This window comes from Mesorhizobium sp. P2_A8 (genome assembly GCF_056404935.1).
In genome coordinates this window covers 449,782-465,666 of record NZ_JBFUDB010000002.1, presented here as the reverse complement: position 1 = coordinate 465,666, position 15,885 = coordinate 449,782, and the positions used below count along the sequence as shown (strand labels likewise).

General features: G+C 61.5%; 12 protein-coding genes. 4 read left to right on the top strand and 8 right to left on the bottom strand.

The genetic code is table 11. The features are described 5' to 3' along the window. Positions 1 to 45: 45 nt before the first annotated feature. Genes AC1D10_RS08875 through AC1D10_RS08860 form a run of 4 tightly spaced genes read left to right on the top strand, consistent with a single transcriptional unit; the run spans position 46 to position 5,307 of the window. On the top strand, positions 46 to 1,605 hold the full coding sequence (locus AC1D10_RS08875) for an ABC transporter substrate-binding protein (RefSeq protein WP_477270682.1): 1,560 nt from the start codon (positions 46 to 48) through the stop codon (positions 1,603 to 1,605). A 49-nt stretch (positions 1,606 to 1,654) separates the two neighbouring features. After that, a complete protein-coding gene (locus AC1D10_RS08870) occupies positions 1,655 to 3,457 on the top strand; it encodes an oligopeptide/dipeptide ABC transporter ATP-binding protein (RefSeq protein ID WP_477270680.1) in 1,803 nt (600 codons plus the stop codon). Further along, a complete protein-coding gene (locus AC1D10_RS08865) occupies positions 3,454 to 4,317 on the top strand; it encodes an ABC transporter permease (RefSeq protein ID WP_477270678.1) in 864 nt (287 codons plus the stop codon). Before AC1D10_RS08870 ends, AC1D10_RS08865 begins: the two co-directional genes overlap by 4 nt. After that, positions 4,318 to 5,307, top strand: a complete 990-nt coding sequence (locus AC1D10_RS08860) for an ABC transporter permease (protein ID WP_477270676.1) — start codon at positions 4,318 to 4,320, stop codon at positions 5,305 to 5,307. It begins immediately after the preceding gene. Here the strand turns inward: AC1D10_RS08860 and AC1D10_RS08855 are convergent. The 8 genes from AC1D10_RS08855 to AC1D10_RS08820 all read right to left on the bottom strand — a co-directional run bounded on the left by AC1D10_RS08855 (position 5,297) and on the right by AC1D10_RS08820 (position 15,828). Next, positions 5,297 to 7,162 carry a PAS domain-containing sensor histidine kinase gene (locus AC1D10_RS08855; protein WP_477270674.1) on the bottom strand — a complete coding sequence of 622 codons (1,866 nt, stop codon included), beginning with the start codon at positions 7,160 to 7,162 and terminating at the stop codon, positions 5,297 to 5,299. The two genes, AC1D10_RS08860 and AC1D10_RS08855, sit on opposite strands and share 11 nt — an antisense overlap. 114 nt (positions 7,163 to 7,276) lie before the next feature. After that, on the bottom strand, positions 7,277 to 7,933 hold the full coding sequence (locus AC1D10_RS08850) for a response regulator transcription factor (RefSeq protein WP_477270672.1): 657 nt from the start codon (positions 7,931 to 7,933) through the stop codon (positions 7,277 to 7,279). A 499-nt stretch (positions 7,934 to 8,432) separates the two neighbouring features. Beyond that, a complete protein-coding gene (locus AC1D10_RS08845; protein WP_477270670.1) occupies positions 8,433 to 8,648 on the bottom strand; it encodes a (2Fe-2S)-binding protein in 216 nt (71 codons plus the stop codon). Between the two features lie 61 nt (positions 8,649 to 8,709). Then, positions 8,710 to 9,639, bottom strand: a complete 930-nt coding sequence (locus AC1D10_RS08840; protein ID WP_477270668.1) for an MBL fold metallo-hydrolase — start codon at positions 9,637 to 9,639, stop codon at positions 8,710 to 8,712. A gap of 572 nt (positions 9,640 to 10,211) precedes the next feature. Next, positions 10,212 to 11,834 carry an MDR family MFS transporter gene (locus AC1D10_RS08835; protein ID WP_477270666.1) on the bottom strand — a complete coding sequence of 541 codons (1,623 nt, stop codon included), beginning with the start codon at positions 11,832 to 11,834 and terminating at the stop codon, positions 10,212 to 10,214. A gap of 42 nt (positions 11,835 to 11,876) precedes the next feature. Then, positions 11,877 to 13,121 carry an HlyD family secretion protein gene (locus AC1D10_RS08830; protein WP_477270664.1) on the bottom strand — a complete coding sequence of 415 codons (1,245 nt, stop codon included), beginning with the start codon at positions 13,119 to 13,121 and terminating at the stop codon, positions 11,877 to 11,879. 1,322 nt (positions 13,122 to 14,443) lie between these two features. Next, positions 14,444 to 14,668, bottom strand: a complete 225-nt coding sequence (locus AC1D10_RS08825; RefSeq protein WP_477270662.1) for a DUF680 domain-containing protein — start codon at positions 14,666 to 14,668, stop codon at positions 14,444 to 14,446. 404 nt (positions 14,669 to 15,072) lie between these two features. Further along, positions 15,073 to 15,828 (bottom strand): ATP-binding protein, encoded by a 756-nt coding sequence (locus AC1D10_RS08820; RefSeq protein ID WP_477270660.1) that lies wholly within the window; start codon positions 15,826 to 15,828, stop codon positions 15,073 to 15,075. Positions 15,829 to 15,885 lie beyond the last annotated feature (57 nt).

Below are 15,885 nucleotides of genomic sequence, written 5' to 3'. Positions count from 1 at the left end.
TGCCGCAGTCCCCTCGCCGAAAGACCAGGCCAACAGGGACAATTCATGCAAACGTCCTACTCTCGTGCGGCCAAACAATCCTCCAGACCTAGCTTTGGCCTCCGCATGCTGGGACTCGCGCTCGGTTTGCTGCTTTGGGCGGCGCCAGCGTTCGCTCAGGAGGTATTGCGCATTCCGTATGTGGCCGATATCGGCACATTCGATCCGGACAACGGGTTTGAAACCGGCGCGATGAGCGCGATTAACAACGTCTACGAAGGCCTTGTCGAATACGATCCGGGTTCGACCAGGATCGTTGGTCGGCTCGCCAGGAGTTGGGATATCTCGGACGACGGGCTGACTTACACATTCCACCTGGTCGAAGGCGTCAAGTTCCATGATGGCACGCCATTCAATGCGGTAGCGGTCATAAACTCGTTCGAAAGGCGCCGCGATCGTGGGCTGAGCCTGAGCTACTCCCTGGCCAACGTGAAGGACATGAGGGCGCCCGACGATTCGACGGTCGTGCTCACGCTAGGCCATCCTCAGCCTTCGCTCCTCGATGCCCTTTCCAGTCCGTGGGGGCCTAAGGTTATCAGTCCCGTAGCGCTCGCCGAGCATGACAACGGCGACTTCGCGAAGACCTGGCTCAATGAGCATGCGGTCGGTACTGGTCCATTCAAACTGGCTGAATTCAAACGCGGTCAGCGCTATGTGCTCGAACGCAACGACGACTACTGGGGTGACAGACCGTTCTTCCGGCAGATCCAGATTTCGGTCGTGCCCGATATCAGCCAGCAGATACTTCAATTGCAGGCGGGTTTGATCGATGCCGTGCCGATCAACTACCCGTTCGCGCAACTAACTAGCCTGCCAGGGGGTCTGGAGATCACCGCCGCCCCGAGCATGATGCCGTACGATCTCTTCGTTAAGCCGAACTCGCCGCTCGATGACGCGGAGGTCCGCAGGGCCGTTTTGACAGCAATCAACCCGGCGTTGTGGGTCAAAGACGCCTTTGGAGAGTTCGCAAGCCTGTCAAGGTCGGTGTATCCGAACGTGATGCTCGACCCAATGAATCCGATCCGGTTTCCGACCGACTTCGAGGCAGCGAAAGCCGCGATCGCCAAACATGGCGCGGTCAATTTGGTCATTGGCCTCCATAGCGCGGCTCCGAGCTACAGCCGCATCGCCGACCTGATGATAGCGCAACTGGCGCTGATCGGCGTAAAGGCAACGGCTTACGTGCTGCCCTCCGGCGCTGCTTACACCTTGAAAGACGACCCAAACCCTCCCGATTTGCTGCTTACGATCGCGGGCCCGGATGCCGCTCATCCGGAGAGCCAGGCCAAGGTGTTCTTCACAAAAGGTGGTCCCCTTAACTTTTTTGGCCGGGTCGTGCCGGAAGCCGATGCCATCGTGGATCAGGCCGGGAAGTTGACCGACGTCAAGGAACGCGACGCTCTCTACGAGAGAGCGGGGCAGATGTACTTCGATGCCGGCGTCGTGATCCCGCTTGTCGACGTCAATGATGTGGTTGTCCACGCCAAGGGTCTGAAAGACCTTGGACTCCGTCCCGTGTATCCTCCCGGCAACATCGACTTCAGCACGGTTCGCTGGGGACACTGAACTCCGGCCGTCCGGTTGGTTCCGGAAGCAGGTCAGGCTCGCACCGCAAATGATCAAGCTTTCGCACCGAATGTCCGAACCTGTGACCGAGTCCGTTCTCGCCGTCAAAGGCCTCTCCGTCTTCCTCAGCCGCGAAGGCCGTCCTTCCCGCGTCCTCGATGGCATCAGTTTCGACATGTTTCCGGGGGAGATCATCGCGCTGGTCGGGGAAAGCGGATCTGGCAAGACAAGCATCGGGCTGACGCTTCAGGGACTTCTGCCGCGCGAACACCTGCCGCAGGTTGCAGGCTCGATCCGGCTTGCAGGGATCGAGCTTGTCGGCGCGGGAAGGCGCACCTGGCGGTTGGCCCGCCGCCAACTCGTCCGTGCCATCTCGCAAGATCCGATGGGCGCACTCAACCCCACGATGACGATCCGCCGACAGATGCGAGAATCCACTGGGGGAGCCGAGGGATCGATCGAAGGCTGGCTCAGCAGAACCGGCGTGCCTGACCCGGATCGCATCGCCGATGCGCTTCCGCATCGCCTGTCGGGGGGGCAGCGTCAACGCGTGCTGATCGCCATGGCAATGATGGCAAGACCGAAGGTGCTCATCGCCGATGAACCGACCACCGCGCTCGATGTCACCATGCAGGCGCAGATCCTTGACCTGTTGCGCGGTCTCGCCCGCGAGCAGCAGACGGCAATTCTGTTCGTCACGCACGATCTGGGGGTGGCGGCCTCTCTGGCCGACCGCGTCCTGGTTCTCTACGCCGGACGTATCGTTGAAATGGGCCTCATGCAGGACGTGGCCCGCAATGCCGCGCACCCCTATTCTGCCGGCCTGCTCGCTGCTCGATTCGATCTGGACTCCGACCGAAGGCGCCCGCTTCCCACGCTCCCGTCCGAGCGCACGCCCTCCATGAATACTGAGAACGCCTGCGCCTACGCGACACGTTGCCCGATCGCCCAGCCAGATTGCACGGCGATCCGCCCACCGCTGGCGCCTGCTTCCGTCCACGGTGGCGCGGTCGCCTGCCTTTACCAGGAACAAACCCCATCTCTCTCAGCGCAGCGCGCTGGTGCGGAACCATGGCCGGCCCAGGCGATCCAGGAAACCGCCGCCTTGAGGTTGTCCAACATCGGAAAAACATATCCGACAGGCGCCCGATCGTTTTGGGGACGGCGTCAACCGGAGCCCGTTCTCAGGTCGGTGAGCCTCTCGATCAAGCTTGGCGAGTGCGTGGCGCTGGTGGGCGAGAGTGGCGCCGGCAAGTCTACCCTTCTGAGGATTGCTGCCGGGCTCGTGGCACCGGACAGCGGCACTGTTACGCGCTTCGACAAGCTTCCTCCGCAAGTCGTGTTCCAAGATCCCGTGGCGGCGCTGACGCCGTGGCTCACGATCGGCGAGCAGATCGGCGAGCGCCTGCGGACCATTTCGCTGGACAGTGACTACGGCCGCCGTCGCGTCGGTGAGGCAATAAAGCTGGTCGGACTAGATCCCGTCCTGATGGACGCGCTGCCGGCCGAGATGTCGGTCGGGCAGTGCCAGCGCGCCGTTCTAGCTCGCGCGGTAATCGTCCCCCCAAGGCTTCTGCTCTGCGATGAGCCGATCAGCGCCATGGACGTGTCGCTGGCGGCCACCACATTGAACCTTCTTAGTGACCTTCGGAGGCGGCTCGACATGGCGATGCTGTTCGTGACCCACGACCTGGCGGCAGCCAGGTTCATCGCCGACCGTGTCGCGGTGCTGAAGGACGGCGAGTTGGTCGAGGTTGCCGATCCAGATGCCATCATTGCCGCGCCACAGTCCGCCTACACGCGCTCGCTCATCGAGGCGATGCCGAGCCTGCAGGCGGGAGGCGGACGATGACCGGCAGGCCGATCCCGGACACCCTGCCTGCGCGACCTCGGTTCAACTGGCGTGATTTCTTCCGGCGTGCCGGTCGGCTTGAAAGCATCGGCGTTGTCGGCGTACCTGTCGTCACCGTTGTGGCCATGCTGGCGCCCTGGATCACGCCGTTCGATCCACAACTGCGCGTCGCCGGGGCCTACCTGCCGCCTTCGGCCGAACATTGGTTCGGCACCGACGAGATCGGCCGCGACCTGTTCTCGCGGGTGATCCTCGGCGTTCGATATACGTGGCTGCCAGGGCTTGCTGTTATCGGTTTCAGTCTCACTTTGGGCTCTCTGCTCGGACTGATTTCGGGCCTAATGGGCGACAAGGTCGACCTGGTCATCGAGCGGATCGTCGACTTGTTCTTAGTCCTTCCAGCAACGCTCATCGCGCTCGCTGTCGTGGCATCGCTTGGCCCCGGGCTCGTCAACACGATGATCGCGCTCGCGATTTTCTGGTGGCCCTGGTACGCGCGCATTTCCCGGGATGAGATTCGTCGCCTCAAGGCCCGTCCTCATGTCGAGGCAGCGCGTATGGCGGGGGTCCGCGGTCCGCGCCTGCTGTTGCGTTACTTGTTGCCGGGTGTGGTCCCGGCGTTGGTCATCGGGGCGTCATTGGATGTCGCCAACATCATCATGACGTTGTCGCTGATGTCGTTCCTTGGCCTTGGACTGCCTGCACCGGCGCCTGAACTCGGAGCGATGACGTCACGCACCCTCGACAGTCTCACCGTCCATTGGTGGCTGCCGATCCTGCCGGCCGCGATCATCTTTCTCCTCTGCCTCCTTGCCAACCTTGCGGGCGACGGCATTCGCGCCGCGCTGAGGGGGACCTAGATGCTGGCATATCTCATCAAAAGCATCGCCGGCGCCGTTGTCGTTCTCCTCGTGATGAGCTTCATCGTTTTCGGTCTCCAAAGCATCATACCTGCCGATCCAGCGCGGGCCATTGCCGGGCCGAGCGCTCCGCCAGAAACGGTCGAAGCGATGCGCAAGCAGCTCGGACTGGACGACCCGGCTGTCGTTCAGTACGGGCGCTTTCTATTGCGCCTCGCGCATGCGGATCTGGGGACTTCGGTAAGAACCCGGCGGCCGGTGTCTGACGACATACGGCAATATCTTCCCGCCACACTTGAACTCGGACTGGCGTCAATCGGTTTGGGAGTGGCGCTGGCCGGCGTCATGGCGGCACTTCAGTTCCTGATTCCAAGATCGGCCGGCATAAGGCTTGCTATGGTGGGGGTGGGCTCCACGCCGATCTTTCTATCGGCCTTACTTCTCACCTACTTTTTCTGGTTCCGACTCGATTGGCTTCCAGGAGCGGGGCGGCTTGCCAGCCGCGACTTCGCAGGCCCTACGGGATTCAACCTCATTGATGGAATACTGGCCGGCCGGCCCGAGGTCAGCGCCGACGCGCTGCTGCACATGATCTTGCCGGCGCTCGCACTGGCGTTGCCCATCGGCGTCGCAGTTGGGCGAAGCCTGAACGGAGCGCTTCACGACGTTATGAGTCAGGCGTATGTTCGGACAGCACGCGGCAAGGGTCTCAGCGAAATAAAGGTGCTATTGCACCACGGTTTGCGCAATGCTGCCACGGCCCCACTGTCCATGCTCGGCCTGCAGATCCGCCTTCTCTTCGGCAATTTGCTGATTGTCGAGCGCGTCTTCGGATGGCCTGGTCTGGGTCTTTACACAGTCCAGGCTTTTGCCAGCGCCGATCTCCCAGCAGTGCTGGGCGTCGCTATGGTCTTCGGAATTTTGTACATCATGGCCAACACGCTGATCGAGATCGGGCAGTCGATGGCCGATTCCCGGATCAGCCTCTGAAAGCGCCCACTCCGGCGCTAACTGTCGCAGCGTTAGGTGACTTGGCCGAGTTGGCAGCACTGGTGGGCAGGCTAAAGGTTATCGAGGCCCCCCCTGTCTCGACATTTTCGGCCCAAAGCCGTCCGCAGTGTGCCTCGACAATCGATCGGCAGATTGCCAGGCCCATTCCCATTCCATCCGGCTTGGTTGTGTAGAACGCCTCGAAAATCAGTTCCGGATTGCTAAGCCCGCGGCCGCGATCTCGCACTTCGACCTCGACTGTACCGTCAATCTGACGCCGCGACACGATCCGCAGGCTTCGCACGTTAGTGGCGACATCATGCATCGCTTCGATGCCATTGCGGACCAGGTTAAGGACGACCTGTTCCATCTGAACGCGATCGGCAGCCACCGCAGGAAGGTGGGGATCGAGGTGAAGGTCCAGCTTGACGCTGCTCGATGCGAACCTGTCAACCAGCAGATCACAAACTTCGCGGATCACGGCGTTCAGATCGATCGCGCGCGGTTCGCCTTCGGTCTTGCTGAACAGCGCCCGGATGCGGCTGATCACCTGCGCCGCAGCGTCGGCGTTTCTGATGATTTTTTGGGCGACCCGACTGGCGTGATCGAAGTTTGGCGGATCGGCGTTCAGCCATCTCTGGAACGCGCCGGCGTTGGACACGACTGCCTGCAGCGGCTGGTTGAGCTCGTGTGCGATGGACACCGACAGTTCGGACAGGCTGGCAGCGCGCAAGGCGCGCGCGAGCCGTTCGTCCGCCAGACGCAGGGATTCCTGAGCGCGGACCTCATCGTCGATGTCGAAGTTGACGCCGTACCATCGAAGGATGGTGCCGTCTTCGTCGCGTAGCGGTTCGAAGCGCGAATCGATCCAGCGGTATTCGCCATCCTTCCGGCACAACCTGCCTTTGTGCTGGAGTGGCTCTCCACGGGCAAAGGACTTCTGGAACACGGCCTTGACAGCCGCCCGGTCATCTGGATGGAACAACTCCACATGCGAGGCGAATTGGCGCGTGCCACGCGGTTCCACCTTGGTCGAGTCGATGCCTGCCCAGTCGACGAACCGTTTGTTGAAATAGTACGGCAATCCCGCGGGCGTCATGAGCCAGATCATGGTGGGAACCGTATCGACCAAGAGCCTGAGTTCCCTCTCGCTCTGGCGCAGCGCGGCTTCCGCCTTGCGACGGTCGTCGATGTCCTCGGTATGGCCATACCAGCCGACAATTCGCCCCCGCTCATCGCGCGAGGCAACACCCGTATCGCGAAACCATCGATAGGTGCCATCGAACCGGCGCAAACGCTGCTCTTCGATCATCGGCTCGCCCGTCTCTAGGCTGTGGCGCCATTGCGCCATACTCGTCTCGACATCTTCGGGATGGACAAATCTCAGCCACCAGGAAAAGTCGTCGGCATCCATGATCTCGCGCATCTCTTCGGCGGAGACGCCAACGTACTCGAGGGCTGCAGCATTGGGGAACCGAAGGCGCCCGTCCGGATTGGCGGACCAGCCGAGGCCCGGAATATCGGCGATACTAGGTCCGGCTCCCTGATAGGCCTGGTCAAAAAAGCTCATTCTTCTGAATATGTTCACGACCAGCCAGAGGCCAAAAGCGGCGGCAACAAACGCGACCCACCTGACGGCGCCATCCTCGGCCCCATATGACGGAAACATCACAGATGAAAGCAGACCACCTGCGACAATCGCCGCCAATCCCGCCTTCCATCCCACGCAGATGCATATAGCTGCAATGGCGACCAGCAGGCCGGAAGGCTCGCCGGCAAACAATGCAAGTGAGACTGTCGCAGCGCCGATCGCCGCAGCCACCGCGCGGCGTTGTGTCATTGACGTCAGTTCCATTTCAGACCCTCCCGAAACCGCCTATGCGCCGGTTTCGGCATCAACCCCCGCGGACCACTGCGCCTCGCTTCGCCCATATCCTCCCTACAGCGAGAGCCGCATCTCAAGCGGCGTTCAGCGCATCTCAGCCGGCAGAGACTGCCAAGCACTCAACAGATGCGTGAGGGACCTTACATTCATCTTCTTCATCATGTTGCTGCGATGGAGCTTCACGGTGATTTCGCTGATGCCAAGATCGAAAGCGATCTGCTTGTTCATCGCCCCGGAGACTACAAACCTAAGCACCTCACGCTCGCGGGGAGTGAGCGTCTCGTAAAGCGCCATGGTCTTGCGCGATACGGTCGCCGCGGCTCTTCGGGCAATATCGGCAGCGACGGCTGCCGATATTGCGTCGAGGAAGGTCTGGTCGCGCACAGGCTTGGTCAGGAAGTCAACCGCTCCCGCTTTCATCGCCTGCACGCTCATGGCGATGTCGCCGTGGCCCGTCAGGAACACAACCGGCGTCTGTATGCCCTTTGTCACTAGGAGATGCTGAAGATCGAGGCCGCTCAGACCCGGCATTCGCACATCGAGAACCAGGCAAGCCGGGCGATCGGGAAGCTCTGCATCCAGCACTTCCTGGGTCGAAGAGAACGATATCGACTCAATGCCGACCGAATTCAGCAACTCCTCGAGGGAATCGCGGACCTCTGTGTCATCATCGACGAGAATCGCTATGGGGCTGCCATCGCTTCCTGAAAATCCTCGGGGTGCTGAATCTAGCGCGCCCATGATCCTCGCCTCAGGGAGATCTGCTGGATACGAAATTGGCTGCATTTACACAGTATATTATCAACCGCGCATCCGCCGCACGTCAACCAATGACCTGCGCTTGATGCCTGCCGCTGGGAGCCGATTGAGCGACAGGCAGTCCCGTACATGCCCCCTCCAACGTGTGACGCCACCATGAACTTAGATAGCGGAATTAGGATCGGCAGCGCTACTACGCCAAAGTGCGATCCAGCAGAGAGGTTTCGATGCCCAGCCTATACTTCGGTATGGGTCTTCATAACCCACGGAAAGCCGGGCTATGAGCTGTTTGACCTTTTCAGACGGGACGGTCGCCTGCGCCTGTGCCGGACAAGCCAACAAGAGGGCAAAGATGAGCGGCCTGGCAATCAGGACAAACATCGCCGCCAGGTCGTGCCGGGCGCGCCGGATTCCTGGCTCCCACCTCGCTAATCCTAAAAGGCGCTCAATACTCCCAGAAGGTCGGCAGGCGGCAGACGACTCAGGATTGCGAGGACCGCGCGCAGCCTCTGCGGGATGCCGCACGGGCGGTGCCGAGCGCCTCGTCCATCATGTGGCGGATGGTGAGCGCGCAGCGGCCGCACTTGGGGCTGCGGCCGATACGGCCATAGACCTGGCTGGTCGAGCGCCGCCGCCCCGCCGTGACGGCGGAGCGGACATCCCGATCGGTCAACACATTGCACGAACAGACGATCATGGCGCTATGGTTCTCGACGGTGACGTTGTCTGGGCTGGTTCGGTCCTAGCCCGGCAAGCGGTCAGTAGTCCCAGACGGCCGGAACGCAACGAAAGGCGTCGCCGTCCACCGCCACATGGCAGAGGGACGGGAACGGCAGGTGAGTGGCCACCAGCGGCTCGCGGTTCGCCGCGAGCTCCCGCATAAGGCTGACGCGGACGCGGGCCGCCTCCTCGGGGTCGTGTTCGAAGCCATTGTGCCAGTCGGGATGGTCGAACCCGACCTGGAATACGAGGTCCCCGGCGAACGTCAGCCGGTCGCCGCCGGACGCCAGGCGGACCACGCTGTGCCCGGGGGTGTGGCCGCCGGTACGGCGGACGACTACGCCTGGCGCCACCTCGTGCTCGTCCTCGAACGTGCGTAGCTGGCTGCGGTAGTCCTGCACGAACCGCTTGGCAGCACGCCGAAGCGCGTCCGGGAACCCCTGTGGCATGGAGACGCGAGAGAAATCGGGTGACTCCCAAAACTTGAGCTCAGCGGCTGCCACGTGAATCCGCAGGTCCGGATGCAGCCGCTCCTTCACTCCGTCGACGAGCAGCCCGCCAATGTGGTCCATGTGCATGTGGGTCAGCACCACGTCGGTCACTGATGCGAGATCGATGCCGGCGGCCTCCAGTCGATGAATCAACTGGCCGGCCCGCGGCAAGTGCAAGTCCGGGTCCGCCCCTAGCCCGGCGTCGACGAGAATAGTCTGGGCGCCGCTGCGCACCACGACCACGTTCAGCGGCCACTCGAGCATCTCCGGCGACAGGAACTCGTCCTCCAGCCAGGCTGCCCGGACGGCCGGGTCGACATTGTATGCCATAGTCTGGGATGGAATTGGTAGTATTCCATCGCTGACAATCAACACGTCAATCTCGCCGACCTTGAGTGCGTAGCGCGACGGAACCAGCTCGTCAGGACCCGGCCGACCGGCGTGTGAAATGTCGTCCATGCTGATGTTTGTGTTCATCTTTGTCTCCTGTTGATCGCCTTTCCCACGGCCATATCGGCCGCCTCCACCGCTGGCCCCCGTGGAATGGCACGCGCCTCCATGGACAGCCGGTCGGCGTCTGCTGAGGAGATTGCGCCGCAGCAGCCTGCGCGACCATCGAACGGAAGCGTCGGTCATGCCATGCAAAGGTCTATGGCAGACCCTTCGCGAGCGTGGGTGACCCCAGAAGGCTCGCTTAATCCAAGTTAATGGCGGCCGTGCCTCTTGCCTGTCGGCGCTACACCAGCGCGTGGGACATCCTGTTCAGCGGTATTAGCCGCCCACGGCCTTGGATGCAGTCGACTTCACGCGCGCCCTCAACATAGCGTTCTGATGGCTCTTATCGGCGCGCCGGTCGATCGAGCAAATGAGGAATGCGGGTACGGCGTGAAGTGGACGCCTGAACAGGTGGGGTCCCTCTCGGATGGTGATAGGTCACAATCACCAACCTTGGAGGATATGCATCAAGAGCTGATCTCGCGACAGTCGGAGACTTAACGCGAAGCCGTGTCGGCCGTGTCTAGTCTGGCTGATCGCGTTGGCCAAGTCGCTCAGTGCGCGCCGCCGGCTTCGATTCGGCCGGGCTTCTTCAGGAGCAGAGTGGCTGCGAGCGCGATCACCAAGGCAATCCCAAGCAGGAAGAACGTGTCGCTGAAAGCCATAATGTAGGCCTGCTGTCGGACTCTCAGTGCAATCGCAATCACCCCTTTATGCGCGGCCAGCGCGTGGTCGCTAACGCCATGCGACAGGAAGTAGGCGGTGAGCCTCTCGCTGCGGGAACGCGTTGCCTCTTCAAACAGTGAGACCGACTGCACCAGCACGTTCGAATGGTACTGCTCGCGCTTGGTGAGGAAGGTCTGCAGCAGAGCGATGCCGACGGCGCCGCCTAGGTTGCGGATCATGTTGAACAAAGCCGATGCTGAGCCGGCGTTCTCCTGCTCGATGCCTGATACGGCGATCGCCGAGAGCGGTGCGAAAACCAGAGCCTGGCCGATGGCCCGCACAATGTTCGGCCAGAACAATTGGTCGCTGGCATAGCCGGCGGTCATGTGCACGTTCATGAAATTCGAGGCGGCGAAGAGTGCAAAGCCGGTCACAATCACAAGGCGCACGTCGAAGCGCTGCATCAGATAAGGAACCAGCGGGATCAGCACGAGCTGCGGCAGGCCGGTCCATGCGAGTACCATGCCGATCTGCTCGGCATTGTAGCCTTGGATGCGCGCGAGATAGACTGGCAGGATGAACACCGACCCGTAGAGTGCTGTTCCCAGCATGAAATTGGCCAGGATGCCGAAGCCGAAATTGCGACGTACGAGCAGCCTCAGGTTGAGCAGCGGATGGCTCGAGGTGAGTTCGATCCAGACGAATAGCGAGAGCGACACGGCCGCGACGATCGCCAGCCGCAGGATGAAAGGCGAGCCGAACCAGTCCTCCTTGTTGCCTTCCTCGAGCACGGTCTGCAGCGCGGCGAGCCCGACGGCCATGGTCACGATGCCGGACCAGTCGCCCTTGCCGAGCAAGGCGAGCCGCATCGGCTGGCGGTCGAGCGAGAACCACAGCATGCCGACCATCAGCGCGCCGGGCACCAGGTTGACGTAGAAGATATACTGCCAGCCCCAGTTCTCGGTGAGATAGCCGCCGATTGTCGGGCCGATCGCTGGCGCGAACGTTGCTGACATTGCGAAGAGCGCCAGTCCGATCGGCTGCCTGGCCTTGGGAAGCAGTGTGATGACGATGGTGAAGGCCATCGGGATAAGCACGCCGCCAGTGAAACCTTGGATGGCCCTCAAGACGATCATCTGCCCGAGGTTGGCGGCAAAGGCACAAGCCACTGAAAAGGCGAGGAATAGTAGTGCGTTGGCGATGAGGTAGTTGCGCAGCGAAAAGACCTGGGACAGCCATCCTGTCAGCGGGATTACGACGATCTCCGCGATGAGATAGGCGGTCGAGATCCAGCCGCCATCGTCGATGCCGGCTCCGATGGCGCCCTGGATGTCGGCCAGCGAGGCATTGACGATCTGAATGTTCAGCACGGCCATGAAGGCGCCGAGGGTGGAGCCGACCACCGCCACCCAAACCCGCGGCGAGGCGGCAGTGCCAGCGGTTGCGGTCTCGTTCCGGGGAGTTCGAGCCGGAGTTGGGATCGACGACACGATGCTTGTCACGGCTGCCACTCCTAGCGTGCAGGGAAGACGAGCCTAGATGCTCGCGAATTCCTACTCGGTGCGCCCCGTCGCGGCCTCGGCGTTCCAATTGAGGGAGAGCGTATCGGACTGTGCGGACCTGCCATTCGCGGCAAGCACAGTTGCCTTGGTGTCGATGGTCGGTTCGACCGACATTCCGGCCCTTAGCAGGCCACCGAGCTCGTGGTCGTCGATCGCTATCTTCACCGGGATGCGCTGCACGATCTTGGTGAAATTGCCGGTCGCGTTGTCGGGCGGCAGCAGCGCGAACTCGAGGCCGCTTGCCGGTGACAGGCTGTCGACGTGGCCCTCCAGCTCGACGCCAGGGAAGCCGTCGACGGCAACACGTACCGGTTGGCCGTCGCGAACATATGTGAGCTGGGTCTCCTTGAAGTTCGCGACGACATAAACGGCATTCGGCACCACTGCCATCAACTGCGTGCCGGCCCCGACATACTGGCCAACCCTAAGCGTGCGCGCGCCAACGGTACCGTCGACCGGCGCAGTGATGGTCGCATAGGAAAGATTGAGCCTAGCCTGCTCGCCCGCGGCCTCCGCCCGGTCCACCTGCGCAAGCGCCTTGTCGCGTTCGGTGGCCAGAACATCAATCCTGATCTCAGCAGCAACCACCGAAGCCTGGTCGCGCGCCAGCCCGGCGGCGAGCTGATCCGCCTCGGCACGGCTGGCGTCGGCCTTCTGGGCTGTGCCAGTGCCACTCTTGGCCAGCGTGGCGTAACGGTCGGCGTCGGCCATCGCGAACCTCAGCGAGGCCTGCGTTGCAGCGACCGTTGCCTTCGCCTGCTCGATCAGCGCCCGCTGCAGAACGATCTGTGCGTCGAGATTGCGGACGGTCGCCTCGGCGGCCCGCATGTCGGCCTCGGCCTGGTCGAGCGCGGCGCGGAAGTCGCGGTCGTCGATGCGTGCCAGCACCTGTCCCACCGTGACCTTCTGGTTGTCGCGGACCAGCACCTCGGCGACGTAACCTGAGACCTTCGGTGCGACCGTCGTCGAATCGGCCTTCACATAAGCGTCGTCGGTCGACTCCAGATATTGGCCTGTCGTCCAGTAATCGTGGCCGTAATAGGTGCCAGCAATTGTGCCCGCCAAAAGCGCAACGGCGGCAAGGACACGCTTGAAGCTCCGACGCCCCGTCGGCGATACGATTTCGTTCGAGGTCACCGGCGCCAGGAGCGGCAAAGGGGCCGAAACTGGAGATCGAAGGTCGCCCCTAGCCGCAGCGCTGGAAGTAGCTCCAGGATCGAGAAGGTGCTGCGTCATTGCCGATGTTCGCCGCGCAGTTTTTGCGATACGCATCCTGCGTCGACCATACATGCACAGCCCCCGCAGGCAGGCCCCGGGCAGCGCATGTGGTGGAGCTCCGGCTGGTAGTGTGGATGCAAGGACGTCCTGAAACGTTCGGTCGAGTTGCGCAATGTGAGACCAAGCTCGCATGCCGCAATTTCCTCCCCGCTCGAAGCATCCCTCGGTGCGACAGGAGCGCGGTTATCGCCAGACAGCGCAGCGAGTTCTGTTTGAATCGGAATAGTCCGTCCGGGTGTTCCCTCCCCTGCCATCCGCAGAAATTCCGGGCGCAATCCATCGCCGCGCTGGGCAGCAATTCGATGCAATGCCTGCAGCAGAGGTAGCATGAGAAAAACTCCTGTAGATCGGTGGTTATGGGTTGTGTGCATGATCCAATGTCTTCCAAAGAGCCAGGCATCGGCATCACCGTGTCAGCGGCTTCAGCAAGAAGATCGCCTCCGAAAAGTCGCACCTGGTGACTAAAAAGGCTACGCTGCCAAACAGATAGGCTTGCCTATCCCGTCGTATCGTGGATCTACAAATTGTGTTTCCGCTTGATCGCTGCGGCTAGGGACGGCGGTACGCGAAAGTCCCTGGCTACTAGAATACCTACAGCCTGCGGCGAGCCCGCATTTGCCATTTAGCCAGTCTTCCTAAGTCGTTCACTCAGGAAGCATATACGGAGGTATTGAACGCCCGCTTTTCCTACTGACCGAGGGCGCCGCGACGAGGAGGCAACAGTTCGCCCGGATCCTGCGACTATCGCCGAAAGGGCGCCCGATCCAGCGTTTATAGGCCGGCGGCATGTGTTCCAGTGGGAGACTGGTTCTTTTGGGTCAGGCAACGCTCTGGCACGACCATCGCATCCAACAGCTCCTCGATCTCGAAAGTTCGAGCGCGCTCCGAACGCCGTTGCGGGATAGCTCGTTCTCTATCAACATGCGCCAGTGCTGAAACGGTCGTGGACAAGCGGCGAACATGGGGTCGCCGCGTTGGTGCTGCAAAAAGTTGTCGAGATCAGTTGCCCCAGATTCCCCGGTTGAATTCTGGCCAGGATTCATTGGTCGGCACCACAGTCATCGTCCTGGGGTCGACAATGATATGCTCGCCCGTGGTGGGCTTGTGGATCGATGCGGTGAGGTTTCGTCGACAAAAACCGAGTGGTCGCTATTGATCGCGCCCGAAGCGGTCGCTGCCGGCAAGGGCTATTCCGGACATGGCGAGCACCGCTGCGCCAGCAAGTGCGATTTTGGTCACTTCTGTTCTCGTAACATCAGGTCATGGGTGACTGGGACGGCTCAGCGGCCCCATATGCCCTGGCCAGGCTCGGACTGGAAGACACCAGTAGCCGAGTCCGGGTTGTTGTGATTGACCGGGGTGCGAGTGGAGGCGGTGACGCTGTGGTCGATTCCGACAGGCGACTGCGGTCTGTCGACATTCTCCGACCCGTAGTGGTCGCTACCGGCGAACGCGGCGGCTGTTGCGAGAAGAATGGCGGCGACGGTAACTGCGATCTTAGTCATTTGAAATACTCTGGTTTGTACGTGCCTGATGGGCACCGAAACTTTCGATAGGACGGGTTAGGGGCTGTTAAGTGCGATGTGGGCGAGCGATGGCGAGCACTTGGCTCGCCATCACTCAGGCGGCTCAGACAGGAATCGGACCTGACTTGGGAGGATCGCGAACCGCCAAACGCTCTCAATTCACTGCAGACGAATTGACGAGCCTATCGAGGAGGGTGGCGCAAGAGCGGCAGCACCCGTTTGGATTCGACCAAGATCGTTTGTGGATGTGCGCGGCGGGTGCCACGCATGTAATGCAGTTCCGGCCTGTAGCTCGGTGCCAAGAACTCTCGAAGCGCCGCCAAGCATTTTGCGAGCAGAGCAGAAACTTCCATCGTTGCATTCCTTTCCTGGCTAGTTTGAATTCAATTGCTTGAATCCGCGGAGATTGCTGGCAGCCACAGATCGATCGTAGTGCCATGTTCGAAGGTGCTGATTATCGAGAGCCCGCCACTCAAATTCTCCACGATCCGCCTGAGGATCGCGAGGCCAAGGCCGCTTCCGTTCGCCTTTGTCGAGAAATTCTTCCGACCCGCCATTTTGAGCGTCCCGTCATCCATCCCGACACCGTTGTCGCAGACGGACAGCCGGATCATCCGCTGTGGCCGACCCATTTTGCTCGAAGGTGGAAACTCCAAAGCGGCGGCAATGGAGATATCGCCGCCAGCAGGCATCGCATCGCGTGCATTTAGGACGAGAATAAGAAGTGCACGTTCGACGAGTTCCCGGTCGATGAAGGCCGGTGAAAGTTTGCCCGCGACGTGCAGGGTCAGCCTGATGTTTGGTGAGAGGACGTTCGCAAGTACGACCTGGAACTGCTCGAGCAGCTGGCGAATATCCGTCGGCTCCGGTCGTGCCGGCCGCGAATTCGCAAGTTCGAGAAGTTGCCGGGCGGCGACTTTCGCACGAAACGCGCAGTAGATCGCTGCATCGATCTTTCCGAGTTCTCTCGACGTGCCGGCGCGGCGGCGCTGCAAGTCTTCCAGGACAATCACGACCGGCGTGAGGAGGTTGTTGAAATCATGAACGATCGATGACAACAGGCGGGTGTCGATCCGCGTATGTGGAGGAACGGCCCCATCTGGACCGTTGTGACTGAATTGCGAGGATGTATCTCGCATGGTTGTCTCCCTGAAACCGTTCTGAACTGCTCCAACGGCAAGCAAGCTAACAACAGA

What these genes read in the sequence shown, in the direction of transcription:
- AC1D10_RS08820 (WP_477270660.1), bottom strand. Translation starts at nt 15,828, where the DNA reads ATGCGAGATACATCCTCGCAATTCAGTCACAACGGTCCAGATGGGGCC.
- AC1D10_RS08850 (WP_477270672.1), bottom strand. Translation starts at nt 7,933, where the DNA reads ATGGGCGCGCTAGATTCAGCACCCCGAGGATTTTCAGGAAGCGATGGC.
- AC1D10_RS08845 (WP_477270670.1), bottom strand. Translation starts at nt 8,648, where the DNA reads ATGATCGTCTGTTCGTGCAATGTGTTGACCGATCGGGATGTCCGCTCC.
- AC1D10_RS08840 (WP_477270668.1), bottom strand. Translation starts at nt 9,639, where the DNA reads ATGAACACAAACATCAGCATGGACGACATTTCACACGCCGGTCGGCCG.
- AC1D10_RS08875 (WP_477270682.1), top strand. Translation starts at nt 46, where the DNA reads ATGCAAACGTCCTACTCTCGTGCGGCCAAACAATCCTCCAGACCTAGC.
- AC1D10_RS08855 (WP_477270674.1), bottom strand. Translation starts at nt 7,162, where the DNA reads ATGGAACTGACGTCAATGACACAACGCCGCGCGGTGGCTGCGGCGATC.
- AC1D10_RS08870 (WP_477270680.1), top strand. Translation starts at nt 1,655, where the DNA reads ATGATCAAGCTTTCGCACCGAATGTCCGAACCTGTGACCGAGTCCGTT.
- AC1D10_RS08865 (WP_477270678.1), top strand. Translation starts at nt 3,454, where the DNA reads ATGACCGGCAGGCCGATCCCGGACACCCTGCCTGCGCGACCTCGGTTC.
- AC1D10_RS08830 (WP_477270664.1), bottom strand. Translation starts at nt 13,121, where the DNA reads ATGACGCAGCACCTTCTCGATCCTGGAGCTACTTCCAGCGCTGCGGCT.
- AC1D10_RS08825 (WP_477270662.1), bottom strand. Translation starts at nt 14,668, where the DNA reads ATGACTAAGATCGCAGTTACCGTCGCCGCCATTCTTCTCGCAACAGCC.
- AC1D10_RS08860 (WP_477270676.1), top strand. Translation starts at nt 4,318, where the DNA reads ATGCTGGCATATCTCATCAAAAGCATCGCCGGCGCCGTTGTCGTTCTC.